Source organism: Lujinxingia vulgaris (assembly GCF_007997015.1).
Classification (GTDB): Bacteria; Myxococcota_A; Bradymonadia; order Bradymonadales; family Bradymonadaceae; genus Lujinxingia; species Lujinxingia vulgaris.
The window spans coordinates 755,504-779,006 of the sequence record NZ_VOSM01000002.1 but is presented as its reverse complement, the minus strand read 5'-3'; the positions used below and the strand labels follow the sequence as shown (position 1 = coordinate 779,006).

At 62.6% G+C, this 23,503-nt stretch carries 17 protein-coding genes; 11 read left to right on the top strand and 6 right to left on the bottom strand.

Features of this window, described 5'->3' with window-relative positions; translation table 11 throughout:
• Window positions 1-240: 240 nt before the first annotated feature.
• Window positions 241-5,631, top strand: coding sequence for a translocation/assembly module TamB domain-containing protein (locus FRC98_RS06680; RefSeq protein WP_230467350.1), 5,391 nt, complete (start codon window positions 241-243; stop codon window positions 5,629-5,631).
• A 118-nt stretch (window positions 5,632-5,749) separates the two neighbouring features.
• Here FRC98_RS06680 and FRC98_RS06675 read toward each other — a convergent pair whose 3' ends face one another.
• Complete coding sequence (locus FRC98_RS06675) at window positions 5,750-6,886, bottom strand: cystathionine gamma-synthase (RefSeq protein ID WP_146980591.1); 1,137 nt, start codon at window positions 6,884-6,886, stop codon at window positions 5,750-5,752.
• Window positions 6,887-7,311: 425 nt separating this feature from the next.
• On the opposite strand from FRC98_RS06675, the gene FRC98_RS06670 reads away from it, so the two are divergent.
• The 6 genes from FRC98_RS06670 to FRC98_RS06645 all read left to right on the top strand — a co-directional run bounded on the left by FRC98_RS06670 (window position 7,312) and on the right by FRC98_RS06645 (window position 14,911).
• Window positions 7,312-8,397, top strand: a complete 1,086-nt coding sequence (locus tag FRC98_RS06670; RefSeq protein ID WP_146980496.1) for a hypothetical protein — start codon at window positions 7,312-7,314, stop codon at window positions 8,395-8,397.
• 78 nt (window positions 8,398-8,475) lie between these two features.
• Complete coding sequence (locus FRC98_RS06665) at window positions 8,476-9,828, top strand: hypothetical protein (protein ID WP_146980495.1); 1,353 nt, start codon at window positions 8,476-8,478, stop codon at window positions 9,826-9,828.
• Window positions 9,829-10,164: 336 nt separating this feature from the next.
• Window positions 10,165-11,880, top strand: coding sequence for a 30S ribosomal protein S1 (locus tag FRC98_RS06660; RefSeq protein WP_146980494.1), 1,716 nt, complete (start codon window positions 10,165-10,167; stop codon window positions 11,878-11,880).
• A gap of 300 nt (window positions 11,881-12,180) precedes the next feature.
• Window positions 12,181-13,191, top strand: coding sequence for an ArsA family ATPase (locus tag FRC98_RS06655; RefSeq protein ID WP_230467348.1), 1,011 nt, complete (start codon window positions 12,181-12,183; stop codon window positions 13,189-13,191).
• 21 nt (window positions 13,192-13,212) lie between these two features.
• A complete protein-coding gene (locus tag FRC98_RS06650; RefSeq protein WP_146980492.1) occupies window positions 13,213-14,427 on the top strand; it encodes an ArsA family ATPase in 1,215 nt (404 codons plus the stop codon).
• Window positions 14,428-14,431: 4 nt separating this feature from the next.
• Window positions 14,432-14,911, top strand: coding sequence for an NUDIX domain-containing protein (locus FRC98_RS06645; protein ID WP_146980491.1), 480 nt, complete (start codon window positions 14,432-14,434; stop codon window positions 14,909-14,911).
• 12 nt (window positions 14,912-14,923) lie between these two features.
• Here FRC98_RS06645 and cmk read toward each other — a convergent pair whose 3' ends face one another.
• From cmk to mutL, 4 genes are read right to left on the bottom strand one after another with little or no spacing between them, the layout of a single operon-like run.
• Window positions 14,924-15,583, bottom strand: a complete 660-nt coding sequence (cmk, locus tag FRC98_RS06640) for a (d)CMP kinase (RefSeq protein ID WP_146980490.1) — start codon at window positions 15,581-15,583, stop codon at window positions 14,924-14,926.
• Window positions 15,580-16,704, bottom strand: a complete 1,125-nt coding sequence (hisC, locus tag FRC98_RS06635; RefSeq protein WP_146980489.1) for a histidinol-phosphate transaminase — start codon at window positions 16,702-16,704, stop codon at window positions 15,580-15,582. The genes cmk and hisC overlap by 4 nt, the downstream gene beginning before the upstream one ends.
• A 23-nt stretch (window positions 16,705-16,727) precedes the next feature.
• Window positions 16,728-17,765, bottom strand: coding sequence for a tRNA (adenosine(37)-N6)-dimethylallyltransferase MiaA (gene miaA / locus FRC98_RS06630; protein ID WP_146980488.1), 1,038 nt, complete (start codon window positions 17,763-17,765; stop codon window positions 16,728-16,730).
• Window positions 17,762-19,753: a DNA mismatch repair endonuclease MutL gene (mutL, locus tag FRC98_RS06625; protein WP_146980487.1), complete on the bottom strand. Its 1,992-nt coding sequence runs from the start codon at window positions 19,751-19,753 to the stop codon at window positions 17,762-17,764. Before mutL ends, miaA begins: the two co-directional genes overlap by 4 nt.
• A gap of 131 nt (window positions 19,754-19,884) precedes the next feature.
• Between mutL and FRC98_RS06620 the strand changes: the two genes are divergently transcribed.
• Window positions 19,885-20,724 (top strand): type II CAAX endopeptidase family protein, encoded by an 840-nt coding sequence (locus FRC98_RS06620; RefSeq protein WP_146980486.1) that lies wholly within the window; start codon window positions 19,885-19,887, stop codon window positions 20,722-20,724.
• A 111-nt stretch (window positions 20,725-20,835) separates the two neighbouring features.
• Here the strand turns inward: FRC98_RS06620 and lexA are convergent, their stop codons facing one another.
• A complete protein-coding gene (gene lexA, locus FRC98_RS06615; protein WP_146980590.1) occupies window positions 20,836-21,516 on the bottom strand; it encodes a transcriptional repressor LexA in 681 nt (226 codons plus the stop codon).
• A gap of 402 nt (window positions 21,517-21,918) precedes the next feature.
• On the opposite strand from lexA, the gene FRC98_RS06610 reads away from it, so the two are divergent.
• From FRC98_RS06610 to FRC98_RS06600, 3 genes are all read left to right on the top strand, one after another.
• Window positions 21,919-22,296 carry an NADH-quinone oxidoreductase subunit A gene (locus tag FRC98_RS06610; RefSeq protein WP_146980485.1) on the top strand — a complete coding sequence of 126 codons (378 nt, stop codon included), beginning with the start codon at window positions 21,919-21,921 and terminating at the stop codon, window positions 22,294-22,296.
• Window positions 22,287-22,844 (top strand): NADH-quinone oxidoreductase subunit B, encoded by a 558-nt coding sequence (locus FRC98_RS06605; RefSeq protein ID WP_111730221.1) that lies wholly within the window; start codon window positions 22,287-22,289, stop codon window positions 22,842-22,844. The genes FRC98_RS06610 and FRC98_RS06605 overlap by 10 nt, the downstream gene beginning before the upstream one ends.
• A 104-nt stretch (window positions 22,845-22,948) precedes the next feature.
• A complete protein-coding gene (locus FRC98_RS06600) occupies window positions 22,949-23,500 on the top strand; it encodes an NADH-quinone oxidoreductase subunit C (RefSeq protein ID WP_146980484.1) in 552 nt (183 codons plus the stop codon).
• Window positions 23,501-23,503 lie beyond the last annotated feature (3 nt).

Genomic DNA, 23,503 nt, shown 5'->3' with positions numbered 1-23,503 from the left:
GCGTCGATGCGTGAGCCCGGCCTGCCGGTCTTCACGTGGAATGCTCAAAGTATCCTGGACTTCGTCTCACGCGTGTTATCGTAACGCCGGGCCACCGGCGCGCGCAACCTCCGCCTTGGCCCATCGCTCTCCCTCATCCCCGCGCACCGCCTCCTCCCGGCCTTGCGCCTCCAATGGAATCTGGGAAGATGGCCCGCCTGTGCATATCGCGCCTGGCGCTGGATAATGATGAAACGCTGGATGATCAGAATTGGAAAAGCACTCGGGTTGATCCTCGCGATCATCCTGGGCCTGGTCGTGCTCGCGTTGCTCATCGTCCAGATCGGCGCGGTGCGCGACCCGCTCGTCCAGCGCATCCTCGCCAGCGTCAACACCTCACTCGAAGGCCGCGTGGAGGTCGGCGAGGTCAACGGGCCGCTCCTTGGCAGCGCGTCGGTGCGGGATATTGCGATCTTCGATGGGCGCGACAACCTCGCGGCGTTCATCCCCGAAGCCACCCTCTCCTACTCGCTCGGCTCGCTCATCCGCGGCCAGCTCGTCATCGACGAAGTCGCCGCACAGCGCCCCGGAGTGGTGGTCCGCACCTACCCCGACGGCGCCCTCAACTGGACCACACTCACCCAGCCCTCCGAAGAGCCGAGCAAACCACTGGGTTTTCCGATCTTCGTAGAGCGCGTTGCCCTCAACGACGCCATGCTGGCCTATGTGAACCAGGCTACCGAGTCTCCGGACTCCCCGGACCTCGTCCAACATCGCGACGCTCTGCTCAATGCTCTTTCGCAGGCCGCCCAAACCCCGGCCGAGCTCCCCAACCTCTGGCGCTCCGCCTGGACCGCCTCCGCCCCCTCCACCGACGGCGCTCCGGCTGCACCTCTGAGCGCCTCCCTCACCGACCTCAACGCAGAGGCCTCCGCAAGCCTCTACCAGCGCGACATCCTCGTCGACCTCACCCGCTTTGACGTCAACGCCGAGCTCGACTGGCTCGCCGGCACCCACCCCATCTCTCTCGGCACGAGCGAAGTCCGCATCAGCGAAACCCTCACCCACGCCGAGCTTGGCGCGCTCAAGGTCGGCGACCTCCTCTCGCTCAGCGCACTTCGCGCCACCCTCATCCTCCCCGAAGCTCCCGCCGAAGCGAGCACCGAAAGCGATGACGAGGCGATCGCTGCGCCCCCCTTCCGGGAGGTCTTCGCCCACCTCGACACGCTCACCCTCCCGGCGACCACCCTGGAGCGCTTCAGCGGCCAGGAACTCGGCCTCCCCGGCGAACTTCGTTTAAGCGCCCGCGTCAGCGGCACAGACCAGATCGAAGCCCTGGCCAATCTTCACCTCCCCGACACCGAAGAGCCCATTCTGCTCAGCGCCCAGCTCGCCGACTTCACCTCCGAGACACCCCGCTACCTGGCCACGTTGAGCACCCCGCGCCTCGACACCGCCACACTGGCGCCGGCCCTCGACCTTCCGCCGGCCAGCACTCGCCTTCGCGCCCAGGTCATGGGCATGGGCTTTGACCCGAAGACGCTGCACACCGGCCTGCGCCTGCGCCTCGATGAGACCCGCTACGACACCTACGAGGCCTCCCTGGCGTATGTGGCCGGCGACCTCTCCGAGGGTGACATCCGCGCCCACCGCCTGGCCGCGCTCTCGCCATACCTCAACCTCTTTGCCTCGGCCCACCTCGACCCCGAAGGCCGCGCCCGCGCCGTGGTGCGCACCACCGCCGATCCCGATCAGGCCCGGCGCACCGCCGAACTTACCGGGACACCGCCGGTCACCGCCGACCTGGCCATCGACCTCGACGCGGCCTTTGATCCCGAACAAAACGATCCTCTGCAGGCCGCCCAGACCGTCGACCTCGACGCCAACTGGCGCTTTGAGGGTTTTGACGCCTTCGACATCGTCATTAACAACAGCCGCGGCACCCTCACCGCCGACGTCGAGCGCGTGGGCGCCTCCGCCGAGCGTTTCCGCGGCCGCTACACCCTCGACGCCCGCGCCGCCGGCGTGCGTTTCGACGGGTTTAGCCTGGGCACCTTCCGCGCCCGCGACCAGGGTCGCATCGAGCTGCAGCTCCCCCTCGACGACCCGCTCGCCAGCCTCACTGACCTGAACAACGACCTGCGGCTCGACCTGACAAACCTTCGCGCTCAGGGCAATCACCTGGAGCGAGCATCGCTTCGCGCCACCAGCGAAAAACGCCCCGACGCCCCCCGCTCCCTACAATCGCGCCTGCGCCTGAAAGCCTCCGGCATCCACACCCCCGACGCCTCCGTCGACCACGTCGAGAGCGATCTGCGCGCCACCGCCCGCCTGGGAAGCGGCACCGACCCCTTCGAGTCTCTGCGCGCCTTCACCTTAAGCGGCGACCTCAGCACCGAGAGCCTGCGCGCGCCGGCCTCCGATGCCACCATCGCCTCGGCCACCCTCGGAGTGGACTTACGCGGCCAGCTCAACGCGCCCCTGGGCGATCTCCGCTTGCAGCTCGACGAAGTCACGCTGGGCACCGAAACCTTTGAGCGCGCCGACCTGCGAGTGGCCATGGCTTCCGGCGATACCGCCCGCGTCGAAGCCGAGATCTGGCGTGACGCCACGCGCCGCTACGACCTCGGCGCCACCGTGAAACATCAAGAGCAGTACACCGATCTCACCCTCACCGAGCTCCACCTGGCCAGCGACCAGACCCGCTGGGAGACCACCGAAGAATCCCGCATCCACTTCGACGGCCGCCGCCTCACCCTCGACGACCTTGAGCTCAACCGCCAGGACAGCAACCAGTCCATCCGCGCCCATGGCACGTTCACCCCCGGGCGCTCCCAGGATCTCGAACTCGCCATCCGCAACCTCGCCCCCGGCCAGCTCTCCAGCGACTTCCACCTCGATCAGCTCCCCGATATCGGCGGCCAGATCGACCTCGCCATGACCCTGGGCGGCACCGCCTCAAACCCCACCCTCGACGTAAAGACGGACGCCTCCGCCATCACCTATGAGGGCGAAGGCCCCTTCAACCTCTCCCTGAGCGCCGACTACGCCGATGGCGAGGCCCGCATCCCCGAAGTCACGCTGAGCGCCTATGAGCAAGACATCCTCGAGATGAGCGCAACGCTCCCGCTGCGCTTCGACCTTGAGGGCAACACCAGCATCGACTGGGACGAAGACTTCCGCATCAACCTCGACCTGGCCGAGATCACCCTGCGCGACTTCCACCAGCCCCTGCCCATCCTCAACGACTACGGCATTGAGGGCGACGTCAACGGCCGCATCCGCTGGTCGGGCTCCCTGGAAAACCCCAACCTGGAAGTCGACCTCAACGCCCAGGGGCTACAGTTCACTGGCGAGGTCAACGGCGACTTCATCTCCCTTCGCAGCATCGATCTTGCCACCCAGACCACCTACAGCCCGCCACGCGGGCGGCGCGGCGGCCTGGACTCCCGCATCAACCTCGACTGGCGCAGCGAGCGCATCGCCCGCATTCACGCCAGCGCCGCGCTGCCGCTGGCCCAGTGGTTGCGCTCGGCCACCGGCTACTCCGATGAAGAGATCCTCTGGCGCGATGCCTTCCTCACCCTGCCGGTACGCCTGCTCGTCGACATCCCCGACATCAACCTGGAGAGCATCCCCATTCAACAACTTCGGGAAGCCGACGCCACCGGCGAGGGCTCGATTCTTATCGATCTCGACGGCACGGTTGCCCGCCCTACCGGCCGCATCGACATCGGCCTGCAGAAGTTGGGCTGGACACACTTCCGCGACATGTTCATCGACATCAACGCCCGCCTGGGCGACGGCCGCCTCAACGTCGAACGCCTGCGCTTTGAATGGGACGCCGACGAGATCCTCGTCGCCGACGGGTCGTTGCCCTTGCCCATCGAAGACTTCCTGGCCGGCCGAACCCTTGAGGACATCCCGCTGAACTTCCGCGCCCAGCTGCGCCAGCTCCCCATCTCCAAACTCAGCGCATTCAACTACGAGTTCGCCCGGGTACGCGGCGACATCGCCGCCTACCTCACCCTCGACGGGAGCCTGCGCGCCCCTCGCCTGGAAGCCCGCGCCGGCCTCTTCGACACCCGCCTGGGCGACGGCTCCACAGGCACCATCAGCATGGAGATCCGGGGCGAAGACAACCTGCTCAACCTCGACGCGCGCCTCTGCCGCCAGTACAGCGATCTGGCCACCATGACCGCCGCACTCCCGGTCAACCTCGACGTGATCGCGCTGGCCGGCGGCGCCGACTGGCAGGCGCCCGGAGAGCTGCGCGTCGACGTCAAAAGCGAGCCGATGGAGCTCGATAAGGTCCTCCCTACCCAGCTCCTCTCCGACGTTATCGAAGAACCCGAAGGCACGCTCGAAGCCGACCTCGAAGTCCGCGGCGACTGGCAAAACCCGACCATCGACGGGCAATTCGATCTCGACAAAGCGGCCATCACCATCGTGCCCATCGGCCGGCGCTTTGTGGACATCGATGCCGACATCGCGCTCGATAACGACACCCTCGACATCAACACCTTCGTGCTCAACGACGGCCCCAGCCGCGCTACGCTCACAGGCTCCGTCGGCCACGATCGCTTCATCCCCGACGAGGTCGACCTGCGCCTGGAGTCCAGCGAATTCAACCTGGCCGGCCTCGCTGTCGACTTCCCCGTCTACGTCAGCACCACGACCACCGCCCGCGGCTCCCTGCAGGGCTCCCCGGGCAACATCGACGTCAACGTCGGCGGCCTGGAAGTCGTACTCACCGACAACCAGGAGCAGGGCCTGCACACCACCGAGCTCGACCCGGATATCGTCGTCCTCAACGGCCGCAACCAGAATCAGACCGAAGAACAGACCGACGCCAGCGAGCTCGCCAACCGCGACTTAAGCGATCCCGGCGCGATGAACCTGCGCGTCAACGTCACCGTCGACCGCGACGCCTGGGTGCGCCACCCCATCGGCGACGTCAACATCCAGGCCGACATCGTCGCGCTCCTCGCCGGCACCAACGTCTCATTGACGGGCTCGGCCGAGGCTATCCGCGGCGACCTTGAGTTTCTGGGCCGACGCTTCATCGTCCAGCCCAGCGAAGTCGTCTTCACCGGCGCCACCCCGCCCAACCCCCGCCTGCAACTCGAAGCCACCTATGAGCTCGACCGCGCCATCACCCAGGCCCTGGGCCCGCCTTCCGAGGGCGACCCGCGCATCATCTTCCGCATCACCGGCAGCGCTGATAACCCGCAGCTCCTGCTGCAGAGCGACCCTGCGATGACCGACACCGAGATCCTCTTTGTGCTGATGACCGGCCGCCCCCCCAGCCGCGGCGACGTCGGCCAGGATGAAGGCGTCGCCAACCAGGCCCTGGGCGCCGTCAGCGGCCTCTTCTTCGGCCTGCTCCAAGACCAGCTCGCCGGCACCGTCCCGGTCGATGTACTGCGCCTGGAGCCCGGCGACGGCGGCCTGCAAGGCGGCCGCCTGGAGTTCGGCAAGTACATCACCAACGACATCTTCGTCTCCTACCGCGTGCAGTTCGGCGGCGACGAAGACGACGCCACCAACATCGTGCGCGTCGAGTACCACTTCCTCCCCCGCTGGATGGTCGAGCTCACCTACACCGACCGCAACGAGGGCGGCGCCAACATCTTCTGGGATGTCTATTAGTGTATGAAGCCGCCCCACCGAGCGTTGCCCCACCGACCTCCAGACGATCAAAAAAAACGCCGGCGCCCAAAAGGGCGCCGGCGTTTTTCTTAACCTCTCAGACGTCGAGCAACGTCGCTTAGCTCAGCGCCTGCTCCAGGTCCGCCAGAAGATCCTGCACATCTTCAATGCCCACTGAGAGGCGCACCAGCCCGTCGCTGATCCCGAGCTCTGCGCGAACCTCCACCGGCACCGACGCATGCGTCATGATCGCCGGATGCTCAATTAGGCTCTCCACCCCACCCAGGCTCTCCGCCAGCGCAAAGACCTTGACCCGCTCCAGCATCTTACGCGCCGGCTCAAGCCCGTCTTTAAGAATAAACGTGATCATCCCGCCAAAACCCGACATCTGCTTCTTGGCGATCTCGTGCTGCGGGTGGCTCTCCAACCCCGGGTAGATCACCTTCTCCACCGCCTCATGCTTCTCCAGATACTCGGCGATCACCTGGGCGTTGGCCGCATGCTGACGCATCCGCACCGCAAGCGTTTTGACGCCACGCAGCACAAGCCAGCTATCAAAAGGCCCGGGCACCGCCCCGATGGAGTTCTGCAGGAAGCGCAACTTCTCGGCCGCCTCATCATCGTTGGTGATCACCACGCCGCCCACCACGTCGGAGTGCCCGTTGATGAACTTCGTTGTGGAGTGCACCACCAGATCCGCCCCCAGCAAGAGCGGGTTCTGGAAGTAGGGGCTCATAAAGGTGTTGTCGACCACCACCGGCACGCCCTGCTCATGCGCGATCTCACAGATGGCCTTGATGTCGCAAATCTTGAGCATCGGGTTGGTCGGGCTCTCCAACCACACCAGACGCGTGGCCGGCGTCAGCGCCGCCTTAAACGCCTCAAGGTCGGTCATGTCCACAAAGCTAAAGCCGATGCCCATCGGCCGAAACACTTTGGTGAAGAGCCGGTAGGTGCCCCCGTACACATCATCACCGCTGACCACATGATCGCCGGCCTTGAGCATATGCATGATCGTCGACGTCGCCGCGCACCCCGAGGCAAACGCCACCCCGTGCTTGCCCTTCTCCAGGCTCGCCAGACAATCCTCCAGCGCGTTGCGCGTCGGGTTATGCGTGCGCGTGTACTCAAACCCCTGATGGTGCCCCGGCGAAGACTGCACGTAGGTCGAGGTCTGAAAGATCGGCGTCATGATCGCGCCGTTGGACGGATCGGGCTCCTGGCCTGCGTGAATCGCCCGCGTATCAAAGCCCATCTGCCCGTAGTCGAGTTCCGGCTTATGCATCACTCACTCCTCAAAGTTTCGAATCGTGGAAGAATCATCGGCTTTCCTGCGCGGCCATCATAGGGGTGTGGGCGTTTTTCACAACCGCCAGACGCACACTCCGGCGAATCGGAGCCGACCATCCGATTTGAAAAGGATTGCAACGTCTGCACCTCTTCATTTGACACCCCCTCAAAAGGGTTACTACCCTCCACAACATAATTCGTACTCTCCGTGTGGGGGAGGTGAATTCAGAAGGCTCGCCATTGGTAGCGAGTTCGTGGATAACTGTATCTTTCTGGAGGTAGCATCATGGTTATTTCTCGCACCGAACTGCTGGCACTCGGCGCGTCCATTACCCTTTTCGGGGGGGGGCTTATGGAGAAAGCACATCCCCTGAGCTCGAATCCAGCGACGTGATCGGAAGCGTCGCCCAGGCCTCGGAGAGCCAGTGCCGCACTGTCTCCAACCTCATTCCCCTCGACAACCTCTCCAACTGGCAGGACAACCTCAAGTCCCCGCCCTGGCGCACGGTGAAGGCCGACGGCCAGCCTGATGTCGACTACCGCGTGTACATTGACGTGAAGGCCCTTAACGGGGGCGTCATCCCCACCGCTCCGGGTCAGGGTCACTACACTTCACTGGAGCATTACCTCGACACCCTCTCCGACCTCGTCGGCGTGGATGTCCACAACAACTCCTACTTCCTCACCACCGTGGGCTCCAGCCTCAAGACCGACGCCAACGGCCTCCCGCTGACCTCGTCCACCGGCGTGTTTGTGTACGACGCCCTCTCCGACGAGAAAGGCCAGATTTACATCGACGGCGTCAACGTCACCAAGCAACTCCACCACCCCGAGCGCTTCCACAGCTACGCCATCGACTACGGCAAGCTCAACGCCTCGCAGACCGCCACCGTCAACGCGCTTAACACCAACATCGGCGTGGCGCTCAACCTGCAGCAGTCCTCCCAACTTAACCTGTGGCCCGCTACCGAATGGGTCGACGGGATCGAGCTTGTGCCCCCTTCCGGCAAATGGCGCGCTTACCTCAACATGTTCCACGGTGAGTGGAACGCAAACCATCAAGGCGTTGATCCTTCGGAATGGACCGACGTCTACTGGCCCGGCGAGTCCTACTCCCAGATTAAAGATGTTGTGGATTGCTACGTCCCCAACGCCTACCCTTGCACCTACACCATCGTAAGCCCCGATCCCTTGTTGCTTGAACAAGTGTGTTCGCCAGCAGACAACCTCACCCTCGACATGAAGGTGTTCCGGGATGGCGGCACGTACCCCCGAGTTGGCCGCGAAATTGCCAACCTCGAAGACGTCAGCGCCATCGACGTCGGCTACTATTCAGCTCCCAATTCCAGGCCCCCCAACGGAAACTCACAGGCGTGTGCGATCGGCGAGGCGATGTTTCAATATCTTCCCGATGAAGAATACGACAACGAGCGGGTAAAAACGGAAGACGTCACCTACAATCGCTGTGACGACTAACTACTAACACCATAAAACGACCGCCCCCGGGTTCAGCCCTTTCACCTGGGGGCGGGCTTTCACCTCAGGGACTTCACGATGAAAATTACGACCTGGCAACTCTTAATGGCCATCACCCTGGTCGGATGCTCAAGAGACGTCGAAGACCCTATACATATCCCCGACGACACCGAAGATGTTTATAATGACATCGATACAGAGGACGCAGGCAACGAAGACGCAGCTCACGACGTACAACCAGAAGATGTGAATAAAACTGATACATCAGATGCAGAAATATGCGTTCGCGCCGTTAAAGATCCCACCGTTCCATTCCAAAAACCCGAGCCAAGCGAACCTTGTCGCATCGGCTACGCCTCCCCCCTACCCCAAACGTATTCATGCAATGACGCATGTGTCGAAGGTGTATTTGAGCGCGGCGCGCGCGGAATGCGAGACCACATTCTGTACTCGGCCGGAATGAAAGAGGTCTGGCTTTACGAAGGCGAATATTTGGTCCTCGATGCTTCCCTTACCCAGAGCGACGCACACTGGTGGCTACCTGGCGAGTTTCAAGTCATAGCACTTCATGAGGGCCGCTACCTTCCGATCCGATACATCGAAGTCGATGAGCGACACTTCCCTTCGATGGAAGAAATCGAGTCCTGGCCCGAGAGCGATTACGCGACCGTGCAAACCATCTACCGCGAGCCTTTCGTCACGTTTAACTCCACCTTCGTCATTCCCCCCTGGGCTTTTCCCGAAAAAGGCACCTACAACGTACAACTGCTGATTCTACCCGTTTGGCGCGAATACCCCGATCGACGATTCCTCGCCGAACGAAACAGTTTCATTCACGTACGGAACTCCGAGCAGCATCAAACGATGACGGTCTACTACGGCAGCTACGACTTCAAATCTCACGCCGACATCGAAGATCGCCAGGACGACGCCGTCCTCTGGGAGGACGCCAGCCCCTGGGGCTACGTGCAGGAGCTCAACCTCATGTTCCTGGCCCCACCCACAGATCGCTTTGACTGGCGCCAATACAACTGGGTCTGGGACGAGGACTTTCCCAACGGCGAACTCACGAAAGAGTTCGTCTTCTCCGAGCCATCCGTCACCCTCGACTTTTTCACGGTCAACGGCGGACTTCGTTATACGCACACCATCGGCCAGAACCTCTACTACGTGCTCCGCAACGAAGAGGTCATCGACATGTTTTTGCTCGAACCTCCCGCCATCGAGGGACTCGACGCGGTCTGGGAAGAGGAGCGCGGCGTGAAACTGCCGATCACCTTCGATCTCACAGAAGAGATGGCGTCTTATAAGATCGTTGTGGTTCCCGAGCCCTTCAGCCCTCAGCGCGAGTTCCCCATGAATTCCGGCAACAAGCCGATCACCTCCAACGCTCTCTTAATGCGCTACGAACCACCGGCCGACGCTGAATGACCGCCCCAACCTCCACTCAAAACGTCCTCAAAAACGACGCGCCTATCGCCGGCGCTATACGTGGTGCCGCCACGGTCTCCCCCACGACCTCACCACACCATTGACAACCCCCAATTGCGTCGTTAGGTTTCCGCGTCGCCGATTTACCCGCGACTGAAGCATGAAGTGCGCCCGCCTCTTAACGGTGCGCATCTTCTGGCGGAGTTACAGGCGTCACACACGTTCTACTTTCTCACGGCGAAGGTCGCCTTCTACGAGACGCTGGCCACGGGGGCCGGCGGGCGAACCTCCCCAAAACCAACCGTCGCTCGCTGAGCGATATGTTCAAGGTCGTCAATGACTGTTCAACAAAACGAAAACTTCCCCACCACCGATGACTTCGCGGCGCTGCTCGACACCCACGAAGACTTCACCAGTGCGGTTCGCGAAAACGAAATCACCACCGGCCGCGTGCTTGAAGTCGGTGATGACTACGTGCTCGTCGACATCGGATTTAAGTCCGAAGGCCGCATCGACCTCTCGGAGTTCGTCGACGAGAAGGGTGAAGTCACCGTGCGCGCCGGCGATGACGTCGACGTTCTGCTCGAGAAGCGCGAAGACGAGTCCGGTCAGTGCATCCTCTCCAAGGAGCGCGCCGACCGCATGAAGGTCTGGGAGATCATCAGCGAGAAGGCCGAGGCCGACGAGCTGGTCCGCGGTACGATCACCAACCGCGTCAAGGGCGGCCTCCAGGTCGACATCGGCGTCAAGGCCTTCCTGCCCGGCAGCCAGGTCGAACTGCGTCCGACCCGCAACCTCGACAAGTACATCGGTCAAGAGTTCGCGTTTAAGATCATCAAGTTCAACAAGCAGCGTGGCAACATCGTGCTTAGCCGCCGCGCCCTGCTTGAGAAAGAGCGCGCCGAGCTCAAGAAGAAGACCCTCGAGAAGCTCAAGGCCGGTGCGGTCATCGACGGTATCGTCAAGAACCTCACCGACTACGGCGCCTTCGTCGACCTGGGCGGCATCGACGGCCTGCTCCACATCACCGACATGAGCTGGGGCCGCGTCTCGCACCCCACCGAGCTCTTCAACGTCGGCGACGAGATCCAGGTCAAGGTCCTCAAGTTCAGCGCCGAGAGCGAGCGCGTCAGCCTGGGCTACAAGCAGCTCACCCCCGATCCGTGGGAAGGGGCCGAAGACCGCTACCCGGACGGCGCGCACGTCCTGGGCCGCGTGGTCAGCCTCATCGACTACGGCGCCTTCGTCGAGCTTGAAGAAGGCATCGAAGGTCTGGTGCACATCAGCGAGATGAGCTGGACTCGCCGCATCAAGCACCCCAACCGCGTTGTGAGCGAGGGCGAGATCATTCGCTGCGTCGTGCTCAACCTGGATACGGATGCCAAGAAGGTCAGCCTGGGCATCAAGCAGGTCGAGCCCAACCCCTGGACCCTTCTCGAAGATCGCTACCCGGTCGGTACCCGCATCCTCGGCAAGATCCGCAACATCACCGACTTCGGTATCTTCGTCGGCATCGAAGAGGGCATCGACGGTCTGGTCCACATCAGCGACATCAGCTGGACCCAGAAGATCCGTCACCCCTCGGAAATCTACGAAGCCAACCAGGAAGTCGAAGCTGTCGTTCTCAACATCGACGTCGAGAACGAGCGCTTCAGCCTGGGTATCAAGCAGCTTGAGAGCGATCCGTGGGAGACCCTTCCCCAGCGCTATCCGCCGGGCAAGATCGTCGACGCCACCATCACCAAGCTCACCGACTTCGGTGCGTTTGCGGAAGTGGAAGAAGGCATCGAAGGTCTCATCCACATCTCCGAGCTGGCTGACGAGCGCATCGAAAACCCGAGCGAAGTCGTCAAAGTTGGCGAAGAGCACAAGGTTGAAGTCATCAGCGTCGATCCGAAGGAGCGCAAGATCGCGCTCTCGATCAAGAACTTCGTGCGTCGCTCGGAGTCGGGTCACCTTCGGGAGTACGCCGAAGAGAACGGCGCCACCGCGCAGCTCGGCGACCTGCTCAAGGGCAAGCTCGGCGACCTGACGGGTGACGAAGAGGAGTAAGCTCCTCACCCTGGCGAGCGCCTTTATGCTCGCCAGCGTCGCGCGCCTTAGCGCGTCTGGCTTAGAGTCATCAACGAGGCGGCCCCATTCGGGGCCGCCTCGTTGCGTTTGCGCGCCCCTCGCCGGCACCTGACGCATTGACACCACGCAGCCCCCTCTCTACAACCAGTGGCACCTGACCACTCGGTCCCGCGCACATGACGATTGCGTGCGCGAGAGATGTTTGACGTTGCCCACTGCGCCGATGTCGCTAGCTTGTCCCTGTTGTTTTTGGCCCGCAGTGCAAGGATCTTCCTGACGATGCTGGACCCCCTCCTCGACAAGCGCTTGATCTTCGTCACCGGCAAAGGTGGCGTGGGGAAAAGCACCGTGACCGCCGCCCTGGGCAAGGCCCTGGCCTCCCGCGGAAAACGCACCCTGGTGCTGGAGACCGACACCTTCTCGGCCATGGAAGACCTCTATGGCTACGAAGGCACGGGCCTTGAGCCCGTAAAACTCTCCGAGACGCTCTACGCCTCGAACCTGATGGCCGAAGACTGCTTCGTGGCCACGCTGACCCGCTTTGTGCCTGGCGAACGTGTGGCGCGAGCGGTGATCAACAACCGGGTGGCCCGCGTCTTTTTTAAAGCCGCGCCTTCCGTCAACGAGGTCACGATCCTCGACCAGATCCGCGTCTTTTATGAGGCCGAAGATCAGGGGCGGCCACGCTACGACCATATCATCGTCGATCTGCCGGCCAGCGGCCATGCTGTGACCTTTCTCAATGTTCCCGCGACCATGAACGGCATGATGCGCGGCATTGGTCCCATCGCGAAGATGACCGCGCAGGTGGCCGAGATCATCAACGATCCGAAGCAGACCGCCATCGCTGCGGTCTGCCTCCCCGAAGAGATGCCGGTTAACGAGACCATCGAGCTCGCGGGCAACCTTAAAAGTGTGCTCGGTCGCCCCCTCACACTGGCCATCGCCAATATGGTGCACCGCGCCCCCCTGCACGACGATGACCGCCCCCTGTTCGACGCCCTGCTCAACCGCGTGCGCGCGAGCACGCCGGGCACCAGCAGCCTCCTCTTCGACGAGGAGCCCACCGACGAGTCCGACGCCCTGGCCCGCCTCGTCGAAGGCAACGCCCTGGCGCTGGGCTGGCATGACCGCGACCAGCGCTACCTCGGCGAGCTACGCAGCCGCGTCGACGCTCCGGTCATTGAGCTGCCCATCTTCTATGAGACCTCCGGCGACGACGTCGTTGCCCGCGTCGCCCGTCAGCTCGATGGCGACGCCTCCTCTCTCGATCATCCCCTGGCCATCTAAGCGCCCTGTAGGAGCTCCTCGGTGACAGCAAGCCCCCGCTCAGACGCCAACGCCGCACCTCTGCGCCACCTGCTCGACTCCGGGCGCCTCATCGTCTGTGTGGGCCCGGGCGGCGTCGGCAAGACCACCACCTCGGCCGCGGTCGGGCTGCGCGCGGCGATGGCCGGTCGCAAGACCATCGTCATGACCATCGACCCGGCCCGCCGCCTGGCAAACAGCCTGGGGCTCGATGACCTGACCAACGATCCTCAAAAGATCGACCTCACCGAAGCACTCAAACTCACCGGAAAAGAAGATAACGGCGGTGAGCTCTGGGCGATGATGCTCGACTCCGAGAAGACCTTTAACGACCTGGTCGACCGCCTCGCCCCCGACAAAGGCGCGCTCAAACGGGCCAAAGAAAACAACATCTTCCGCCTCCTCTCCTCGGCGCTGCACGGTATGCAGGAATACATGGCGCTGGAGAAGCTCCACGATCTCTACACCGGCGGTTACTTCGACCTGGTCATCCTCGACACCCCGCCGACCAAAAACGCACTGGAGTTTCTGGAAACCCCCGGTCGCGCCAGCACCTTCTTCGATGAGCGCATCATCAAGTGGTTTTTACCCAACCGCAAAAGCGGCCTGCTGGGGCGCGTCTTCAACCCGGGCTCCATCGTGCTCAGCCTCATCTCCAAGGTTCTTGGCGAGAGCTTCGTCAACGATCTGGTGGAGTTCTTCGACACCTTTCATTACCTGCAGGAGACCCTGCAGCAGCGCGGTGAGCTCATCGAGTTCATCCTGCGCGACCCGCTGACGCATTTTTTCATCATCACCAGCGCCGACCCCCGACGCATCAAAGAGGCGGTGTACTTTCATGAGAAGCTCGGCCAGCTCGAACAACGCGCCGACTTCTTCATCATCAACCGCGTCATCCCCCGCTTTCACCCCGAAGACATTGCGGCCATCGACGACGCGGACCTCGACGCGCTGCTTCGCGAAGCCGACCACGCGGCGAGCTCCGAGAAGATCAGTGCGCTGCGCCAGCGTCTGGAGACGCATTACCTCCAGCTCGCCAAACTCGCCATCCGCGACCGGGAAGCCATCGCCTCATTGGCCACAAAGGTCGGCCAGGAAGCGCTGCGCCTGATCCCCCTGTTGGGCGAAGACGTGCATAACCTCACGCACCTCCTCAAACTCAGCGACTTCATCACCCCCCTCGATCCCGAGGGGCGCGCCGTCACGGCGAAGGGCTAAGCGGATGCCCATCTCTGACTTTTTGCGAGGCCTGCGTCAGAAGGTTGGCCACGAGCTGCTCTTTGTGCCCGCGGTCGCTGCGGTGGTGCGCGACGAAGAGGGGCGCGTGCTCTTCCAGCGCCGCCGCGACAACGGGCTGTGGTCGCTTCCCTCCGGCACCATCGACCCCGGCGAGTCGCCCGCGCAGGCGATCGTGCGCGAGGTCTATGAGGAGTGCGGGCTTCACGTGCAACCGACGCATATCCTCGGGGTGTACGGCGGCGACCGCCAGGGCTTTCGGGTCACCTACCCCAACGGCGATGAACTCGAGTCGGTGGTCATCGTCTTTGCCGTCGAAGTGACCGGCGGTCAGCTTGAGGCCATCGACGGGGAGAGCGCGGAGCTTCGCTACTTTGAGCCCGCCGAGCGCCCTCCCCTGATGTCGAAGTACCCGGACGCGATCTTTGAGGACCGCGGTCCGGTGCCGGCCGACTTCGACCGCTAATCTGAAGAGTTTCTATCGGAGCGCCGCGATGCGCTCGCAGATCCCGGCGACGATCTCCTCGACGCTGGCCTCGGTCGAATCAATGCCGATGGCGTCGTCTGCTTTCTTGAGCGGCGCAACGTCCCGCTCGGAGTCTCGACGATCCCGCTCCACAATATCGCGCAGGACCTCGGCCTCATCGACCTCTTCGCCGCCTTCGCGCATTTGCTCCACGCGCCGTTTTGCGCGCACCGCCGGTGAGGCGGTGATGTAGACTTTGAGCTCGGCGTCGGGGAAGACCACCGTGCCGATGTCGCGCCCCTCCAACACGCTGGAGCGCTCGCGCCCCACCTGACGCTGCTGGTCGACGAGCTCGCGCCTGACCGAGGGATGCGCCGAGATCACGCTGGCGTTGCGACTTACCTCGGCGCTGCGAATCTCCTGATGCAGCGCGCGGGTGTTGCAGTAGATGACGTTCTCGCCATCTTCGAACTTGAACTCAAAACGCAACCCGCGGGCGATCTCCGCGACGCGCTCGGCGTCATGGAGATCCACTCCGGCTGCGGCCGCCTCAAAGGCCACCGCGCGATACATCGCGCCGGTGTCCACGAGCTGAAACCCCAACTTCTCAGCCAACGCGCGAGCGATCGTCGACTTTCCGGCACCCGCCGGACCATCAATCGCGACGATCATGCCTCCTCCCTGCTCAAGAGCGCGGGGAGCACCTCGCCAAGCGACGCCAGACAACGCCGCACCTCATCGGGCGTACCAATCGAGATGCGCACGTACTCTCCCAGCCCGTAGCCGGCCATCGGGCGCACGATCACACCTTTGCGAAGAAGCGCATCGTACACCTGGACGCCTTCCACCGGCGTCTTCACCAGCAGGAAGTTCGTCTGACTGGGGATCCAGCTCACGCCCAGCTCGCCCAGAGCTTCAAGGCCCGCCTCGAGAATCGCGCGCCCCTCTTCGTTGATGCGCACCGAGCGCTCCACAAACTCCACATCCTTGAGCGCCGCCGCGGCCGCATCCTGCGCAAGAATGTTGACGTTGAAGGGCTCTCGCACCCGGTTCATGCGGTCGATAAGCTCGACAGGAGCGATCCCGTAGCCGGCACGAATCCCCGCAAGCCCGTAGCATTTGCTAAACGTGCGGCAGATGATCAGGCGCTCCCGCAAATCGCGCATCGTCTCGGCGCTCGCGTAATCCTCCGCCTGCACATACTCGTGGTAAGCCTCATCAACGACCACCACCACTTCTTCGGGCACCGCCTTGAGAAAGGCGCGCAGCTCATCCGCAGGCACGTAGGTGCCGGTGGGGTTGTTGGGGTTGGCCACAAATACGATCTTTGTCTTCGGCGTGATCGCTGCCGCCATCGCCTCCAGATCGAAGGTCAGCGGATCTTTCATCGGCGCGCGCCGAATCGTCATCCCCTGCGCCTGACAGATGATCGGGTAGGCCGCAAAGCTGTACTCCGAGACCACGGCTTCATCGTCTGCGGTGCAGAAGGTCCGCACCGCGATGGTGAGCACCTCGTTGGAGCCGTTGCCGGTGATGACCTCATCCGCGCTCACCCCGTGAAATTCGGCGACCGCCGCGCGCAGGCGATGTGCGGCGCCATCGGGGTAGATATGCCCTTTCGTCAACAGCGCCCGTGCGGCCTCGGTGGCCTTCGGGCTGGGGCCCAGCGGGTTCTCGTTGCTGGCCAACTTGATCGACCCTTCAATGCCCAGCTCTCGCTCCAGCTCCTCGATCGGTTTCCCGGGTACGTAGGGCTTGAGCGTCTCGATATGCTCTCCGACTAACGCCTTCATCGTTCCTCGTTTTGCTTGCGTGTTCAGGTGGGGCGCGACGCGCGCTCCACGTTATACGGGTCGATCTGGGCCCATTCAAGCGCGGGTTTAGCGCCCTCAACAAAGCCTCTCACGTCATGGAGGACCTGCGGCGGGATGCGCCCCTCACGCAGCACCGGAGCCATCGCCCAGTGCGTCTGTGGCTCACTGCGAAACCACGAGATCTGTTGTTTGGCGTAGCGCCGCGTCTGCTGTTTGATCTCATGAATCGCATCATCGAGGTTCCGACCTTCCAGAAGATGCTCACCGACCTGACGGTACCCCAGGCTCTGCATCGGCTTATGCTCCGGACCGTAACCGCGCTCCATCAAATTCCGGTATTCATCGATAAGCCCGCCGGCGATCATCTGCTCTACGCGCGTGTTGATGCGCTCGTAGAGCTCCTCACGGGGGCGAATCAGCGCGATCTTCAACGCATGATAGTTCGGCGCCTTAAAACGATGCGCGCGCTGATGCTCACTGAGCGGGGTGCCGGTCTGATCGAAGATCTCCAGACCGCGAGTCACGCGAATAAAGTCATTGGCGTTTACGCGAGTGGCCAACTCCGGGTCGACCTCCTGGAGCCGCTCGAAGAGCACCTCGATCCCCCGGGCATCGGCGATCTCCCTGTACCGCGCGCGCAACGCTTCGCTGGGCGGCGGCGCCTCAAAAAGCCCGTGCACCAGCAGGCGCAGGTAGAGCCCGGTGCCTCCCACCAGAAGCGGCACCTTTCCTCGCGCCACAATCGAGGCGATCGCCTCGCTGGCAGCCTTTTGAAAGTCTGCGGCGTTAAACTCCGCGTCGGGCTCCACCACATCGATAAGATGATGGGGCACGCGCACCCGCTCCTCTTTGCTGGCCTTGGCCGTGCCGATATCCAGGTGACGGTAAACCTGCAGGCTATCGACGCTGATGATCTCGGCATCCAGCGCCTCCGCCAGCTCCAGCGAGAGCGCCGTCTTTCCCACACCCGTCGGCCCTACCAGCGCGACCACACGTGTGAGTCCCTCAAAAAGCTCCGGGTTGTCTGCAATCTCCATCATCGGCGATCAAATGCCTCTTCGAGTTCCATTAAGGGGATGCGGTAATACACAGGACGCCCGTGCGGGCAGTTGGCGCGGAAGTCGATCTGATCCATCTGCACGAGCAGCCCCTCACATTCCTCGATGGTCAGCTGGGTGGGTCCGCGCACCACTGAGTGGCAGGCCATGCGGCTGAGCACTGACTCCATCGCCTCCTCCACCCGGCTTGAACCTCCGAAGTTTGAAAGATCATCGAGCGCATCTTTGATGATCTTCTCGTGAGGCGCGCGTTGCAGCACCGCCGGAACCTCCTTGAGCACGTAGGTGTTGCCTCCGAAGTGGTCGATCTCAAAGCCCGCCTGCGCAAAGAAGTCCATCGCCTCACTCATCGCTGCGGCCCGCAACGCGTCGAGCTCCATACGAAGCGGGAAGAGCAAGGGCTGCGTCTCTTTATGCTCGCGCTTAAAAAGGGCTTTAAGCCGCTCAAAACCCACCCGCTCATGCGCTGCGTGCTGGTCGATGATCACCATCCCGGAGGCGTCTTCGCACACGATGTACGCACGCCTGAACTGCCCGATCACCTTCAAGGTTGAGAAGTAGGCATCACGTCCCGGATGCGCGCCCTCCTCCTGCAGCAGCCCCCCGACTTCGCCCACATCCACGCGCGGCGGCTCGCTCAGCGGCGTGAGCCCCGGCGTGGAGAAGCCCCCCTGGGAGCGGCTCGAATCAGGAAGAAATGGCGAGCGAAGCTCCCCCGGATCGAGGCGGTCCTGCTCGGAGAATCGCCGATGACGCGCGTTAAGAGGTTCGATCTTCACGCGTCCAGGCTGCAGCATCGTCCCATCAAACCCCGTGCCCGACCCGCTCTCCCCACCGATGCCTTCCCCGGGCATACCGCCGCTCAGGGTGCGTCGCTCACCCAGGTTATAGGCCCGCGCCGCCTGCCCCTCCAGCCAGGGGGCCTCCGCAAGCGCGTCGGCAATGGCGTGGTACACCGCGCGATAGATGGGCTGGGTGTCATGGAAACGAACCTCCGTCTTGGCCGGATGCACGTTGATATCGACCATCGAGAAAGGCACATCGATGAAGAGCACCACGCTCGGGTAGCGCCCCCGCTCCAGAAGATGCTTATACGCCCCGGTGATCGCGGCCCGAATCGTGCGATCGCTGACGTAGCGACCGTTGACGAAGGTGTACATGTTATTTGGGGAGCGCTGTGAATGACCGGGCTTTGAAAAATACCCGCGCGCCACAACGCCGTGGATCGCCGGATACTCAAAGGTCGGATAGAGGTCGTCGTAGACCTCCCGCCCCAGCACCTCGAGGATGCGATCTTTGAGGCGATCGACCTGAGGAAGATCCAGGCGAAGTTTGCCGTCTTTCACAAATTTGATGCGAACATCCGGGCGACTCAACCCCACGCGCACCAGCATCTCAGTGATATGTCGGGTCTCGGTCGCCGGCGTCTTCAAAAACTTCAACCTGGCCGGCGTATTATAAAAAAGCTCCTCGACCAGGATGGTTGTGCCCGCCGCCATCCCCACATCTTCAATCTCCTGCATCACCCCCCCTTCAATGTAGATGCGAGTGCCCTCAAGTTGATCGCCGGGCCTCGTGCAGATCTCCATCCTGGAGACCGAGCCAATCGACGGCACCGCTTCCCCTCGAAACCCGAGCGTGCCGATGGCGAAGAGGTCCTCCACCCTGGAGATCTTGCTTGTCGCGTGGCGCTCCACCGCCCGCAGTGCGTCCTCGCGACGCATCCCGCAGCCGTCATCCTCTACTCGGATCAGGTCGCGCCCTCCTCCCTCGATCGTCACTTCAATACGACGCGCACCCGCATCCAGGCTGTTCTCGACGAGCTCTTTGACCACCGAGGCCGGACGCTCCACCACCTCGCCAGCCGCGATCTGGTTTGCCAGCTCCGGCGGCAACACCGCCACCGAGCGCGGGGCGTTCGCGGCGTGCCGTGCCGCGGTATTTCTCCAGAGAGGATCGTCCTGACTCACTGCCTACTCCCGTACGAAGTTCAGAGGTGGGGCCAACGCGAACCGACACGCGCTGGAAACCACCGCGCTTCTATCGTAAAAGGTCGCCTCGCGCGACCGATGCCACCGCCTCTCTCCCGGCCCTGTCACCTATGTTCTCTCCCTTAAAGCGCCTCTGGGTCCTTACGCACGACCTGGTCATCAAGGTTGAAGCCCAGAGCAAACACGCTCGTAACGCTCGCCAGGATAACGACATCGACTGGACGACCATGGGCGTGCTCACGCTTGCGGCGCTCATCCTGTCGATCCTCGAGTACTACGGCTCTTCCACCCACTGGAAGAGTCTGGAACCGTTGGTGGGCATCTTCTCAGACGATCCCGCCACGGCCCTGGGTGCCATCTTCGCCGATCGCGACTACGGCCGACTGGCACGGCTGACCTACTGGAGCGGTACAACTTTTTTGGGGTACTTCGTGGTCCCGGCGCTCTTCATCATGCTGATCATGAAGCACCGCCTGCGTGATTACGGAATGAAGCTCGAAGGGGCGCTCAAACACTGGAAGATCTATGTAGGCCTCTACCTGTTGGTGCTTCCCTTTGTGATCGCCGTGGCGTTTCACCCCAGCTTTCAGCGCACCTACCCCTTCTACCAGGCTGCCGACCGCAGCCTCCTCGACTTCTTCGCCTGGCAGATCGTCTACGCCGCGCAGTTCTTTGCGCTGGAGTTCTTCTACCGTGGGTTCCTCATTCACGGGCTCAAAGCACGCCTGGGCATCTACGCGATTTTCGTCTCGACGATCCCCTACTGCATGATCCACTTCGGAAAGCCGCTCCCGGAAACCGTCGGCGCCATACTCGCCGGTATCGCGTTGGGATTGCTCTCCCTCTACACCCGCTCGATCTGGATGGGGGTAGCGATCCATGTCTCGGTGGCGGTGACGATGGACATCACCTCACTGGCCGTGCAGGGGCGCCTGCCTTTCTTTCAATAAGACTTTTCCATAAGGCATACCCCGGGTGACGCACGCTGAAGGCTGTTCGAACTCGGAGTCAGGCTCATCATGGGCGCGGAGCGTATTCCCTTGCCCGCGCCCACGCTGCGCTCAGTTAAGCCTGCGAAACACCCCGACAACCGCTCCGAGCACGCTCGTCTCACGACCATCTTCTTCGCGAACGTAGATCGGCTCCATCGACGCGTTCGCCGGCTGAAGTCGCACCTGCCCCTTCTCGCGAAAGAGGCGTTTGACGGTGGCCTCACCATCGACCATCGCCGCTACGATGACCCCGTCGCGCACATCGCTCTGCTTACGCACAAAGATGTAGTCGCCATCGAAGATGCCATCTTCGATCATGCTCTCCCCTTTAACGCGCAGCGCGAAAAGATCCGGATGTCGGCCCAGCAGGCCTTCACCGATCGCGACGACCTCTTCGGTCTGCTCGATCGCCGAGATCGGCAGCCCGGCGGCGATGCGACCGACAACCGGCACCTGATGCACGTCGCTATCGGGCTCCATCGCTGCGTCGGTCTGCGCGGCCACCCCGGGAGTAAGATCAAAGGCTTCTCCGTTGGGCCAGTAGAGCGGGCGCAGGGTGCGCGACTTGGCATCCTCACGCGACAAATACCCCTTCTTCTCCAGCGCTTTGAGGTGGTCATTGACTCCGTTTGTGGAACGGATCCCCAGCGCATCGCCGAGCTCGCGGATCGTCGGCGGGTAGCCCACCTTCTGAATATGCTCGGCGATCAACTCCAACACCTTGGCCTGACGGTTTGTCAGCTTGGTCAGTGGCTTCATGATTCGGCCTCGTCCCTGGCCAGCTCACCCCTCATCGTACGGCTCGGGCCTTGCCAGCGTTCATGTGAATGTCCCCGGTTCTCCGGGCGACGTCCGGGGCAGACTACTGAACACGTGTGCCCAGGTCAATGAAAGCTGAACACTCATGCAGACAAAACAAGACTGGCCACAAAAATACCTGCACCTACAATCAGTCCGGCCCGTCGCTGCGCCCCGAAACGCCGGGGATTTCGACAAAGCGCCGGGGCCGTGTTTGACACCTTTAGAGATGCCGTGTTAGGCACTCACCCGGATTGAAATGCGTCGCCAGCTGCGGCGCCCGAGGCCGGCATTTCACCGCGAAAATGCGTCGCCGCGCCCCTCCCTTTTCACCCCGTGCAATGAGCGCGCCCCATGTTAATCGCCAATTATTTGCCCCTGATATTGCTGGTGCTGGTCGCCGTCGCCGTCGTCGGCGGGATCATCTTTGCGGCGGAGTTCTTCGGCCCGAAGAACCCCACCCGCGAGAAGTTGATGCCCTACGAGTCGGGCTCCGACCCGCTCTCTGAGCCCCAGGCTTCGCGCTTCAGCGTGAAGTTCTACATGGTGGCCATCAGCTTCATCCTCTTCGACCTGGAAACGGTCTTCGTCATCCCGTGGGCTATGAGCTGGCGCGAGAGCGCGGCGATGGGACACGGGTTCTACTCTTTCGCAGTTATGGCGCTCTTCCTGGCGATCCTGACCATCGGTCTCGTCTATGAGTGGAGCCAAGGGGGTCTCGAATGGGACTAGAACATCAACTTCCTGAAGTCATCACCACTCGTCTTGAGAGCGCTGTGGGCTGGGCGCGTAAGCACTCGCTCTTCCAGTACCCCTTTGTCACCGCATGCTGTGGCATGGAGTACATGGCGACGGCTGCCGCGCGTTACGACATCTCGCGTTTTGGCGCCGAGATTCCGCGCTTCTCCCCGCGCCAGGCCGACCTCCTCTGGGTCGTCGGCACCGTCAACCACAAGCTCGCCCCCTTCCTGCGCCGTATCTACGAGCAGATGGCCGAGCCCAAGTGGGTGATCTCTTTTGGCGTGTGCGCCTCCACCGGTGGCTTCTACGACAACTACGCGACGGTGCAGGGCATCGATAAGATCATCCCGGTCGATATGTACATCCCGGGCTGCCCGCCGCGCCCCGAGCAGGTGCTCGACGGTCTTCTCAAACTTCAGGAGAAGATTCAGAACGAGCCCTGGGACAAATACGCTTACGAAGAGAAGCGACGTCGTCGTCTCGCGGAAGGTATCGAAGAAGAACCGACCTTCCTGGAGCGTTTCGGCACCAAGGTCTGATGCCCTCGACCCATCCGGGCCGCCACGCCGCCCGGATGGTCGCGCCCTCGCACGTTGAGCGCTTATCGGGACACCACCTCGGGTGTCCTCCTGTGGAATGAGATATGGCCAAAAAACTGATCGATTTTGTCAAAAAGCACTTCGGCGACGAGGTCCTTGACGCGCACTCGCGGCTGGGCAACGACACCGTCGTGGTGGAGCGTCACCGGGTTTCCGACATTATTGAGCGGCTGCGCGATGATGACGCCACGCAGATGAACATGCTGCGCGCGATCACCTGCGTGGACTACCTCCACCGCGAGCCGCGCTTTGAGGTCGTCTACATCCTCTACAGCATCGCCAAAAAGCATATGCTGACCGTGCGCGTGGTCGTGCCCGAAGACGACTGCAACGTGCCCACCATTGAGCACCTCTACGGTTGTGCTGCGTGGATGGAGCGCGAAGTCTGGGATATGTACGGCGTCACCTTTGAGGGTCACTCCGACCTTCGACGCGTGCTCCTCTACGAAGAGTTTGAGGGCCATCCGCTTCGCAAAGACTACGCCAAGCAGGCCTCGCAACCTCGCCTGGAGCTGCTGGGTAAAGAGCGCGACAGCGTCGAAGAGTTCAACCGCTACGTCAAAGACAAGCCCTCCGAGGGCTCCCGTCAGGGCTAACGC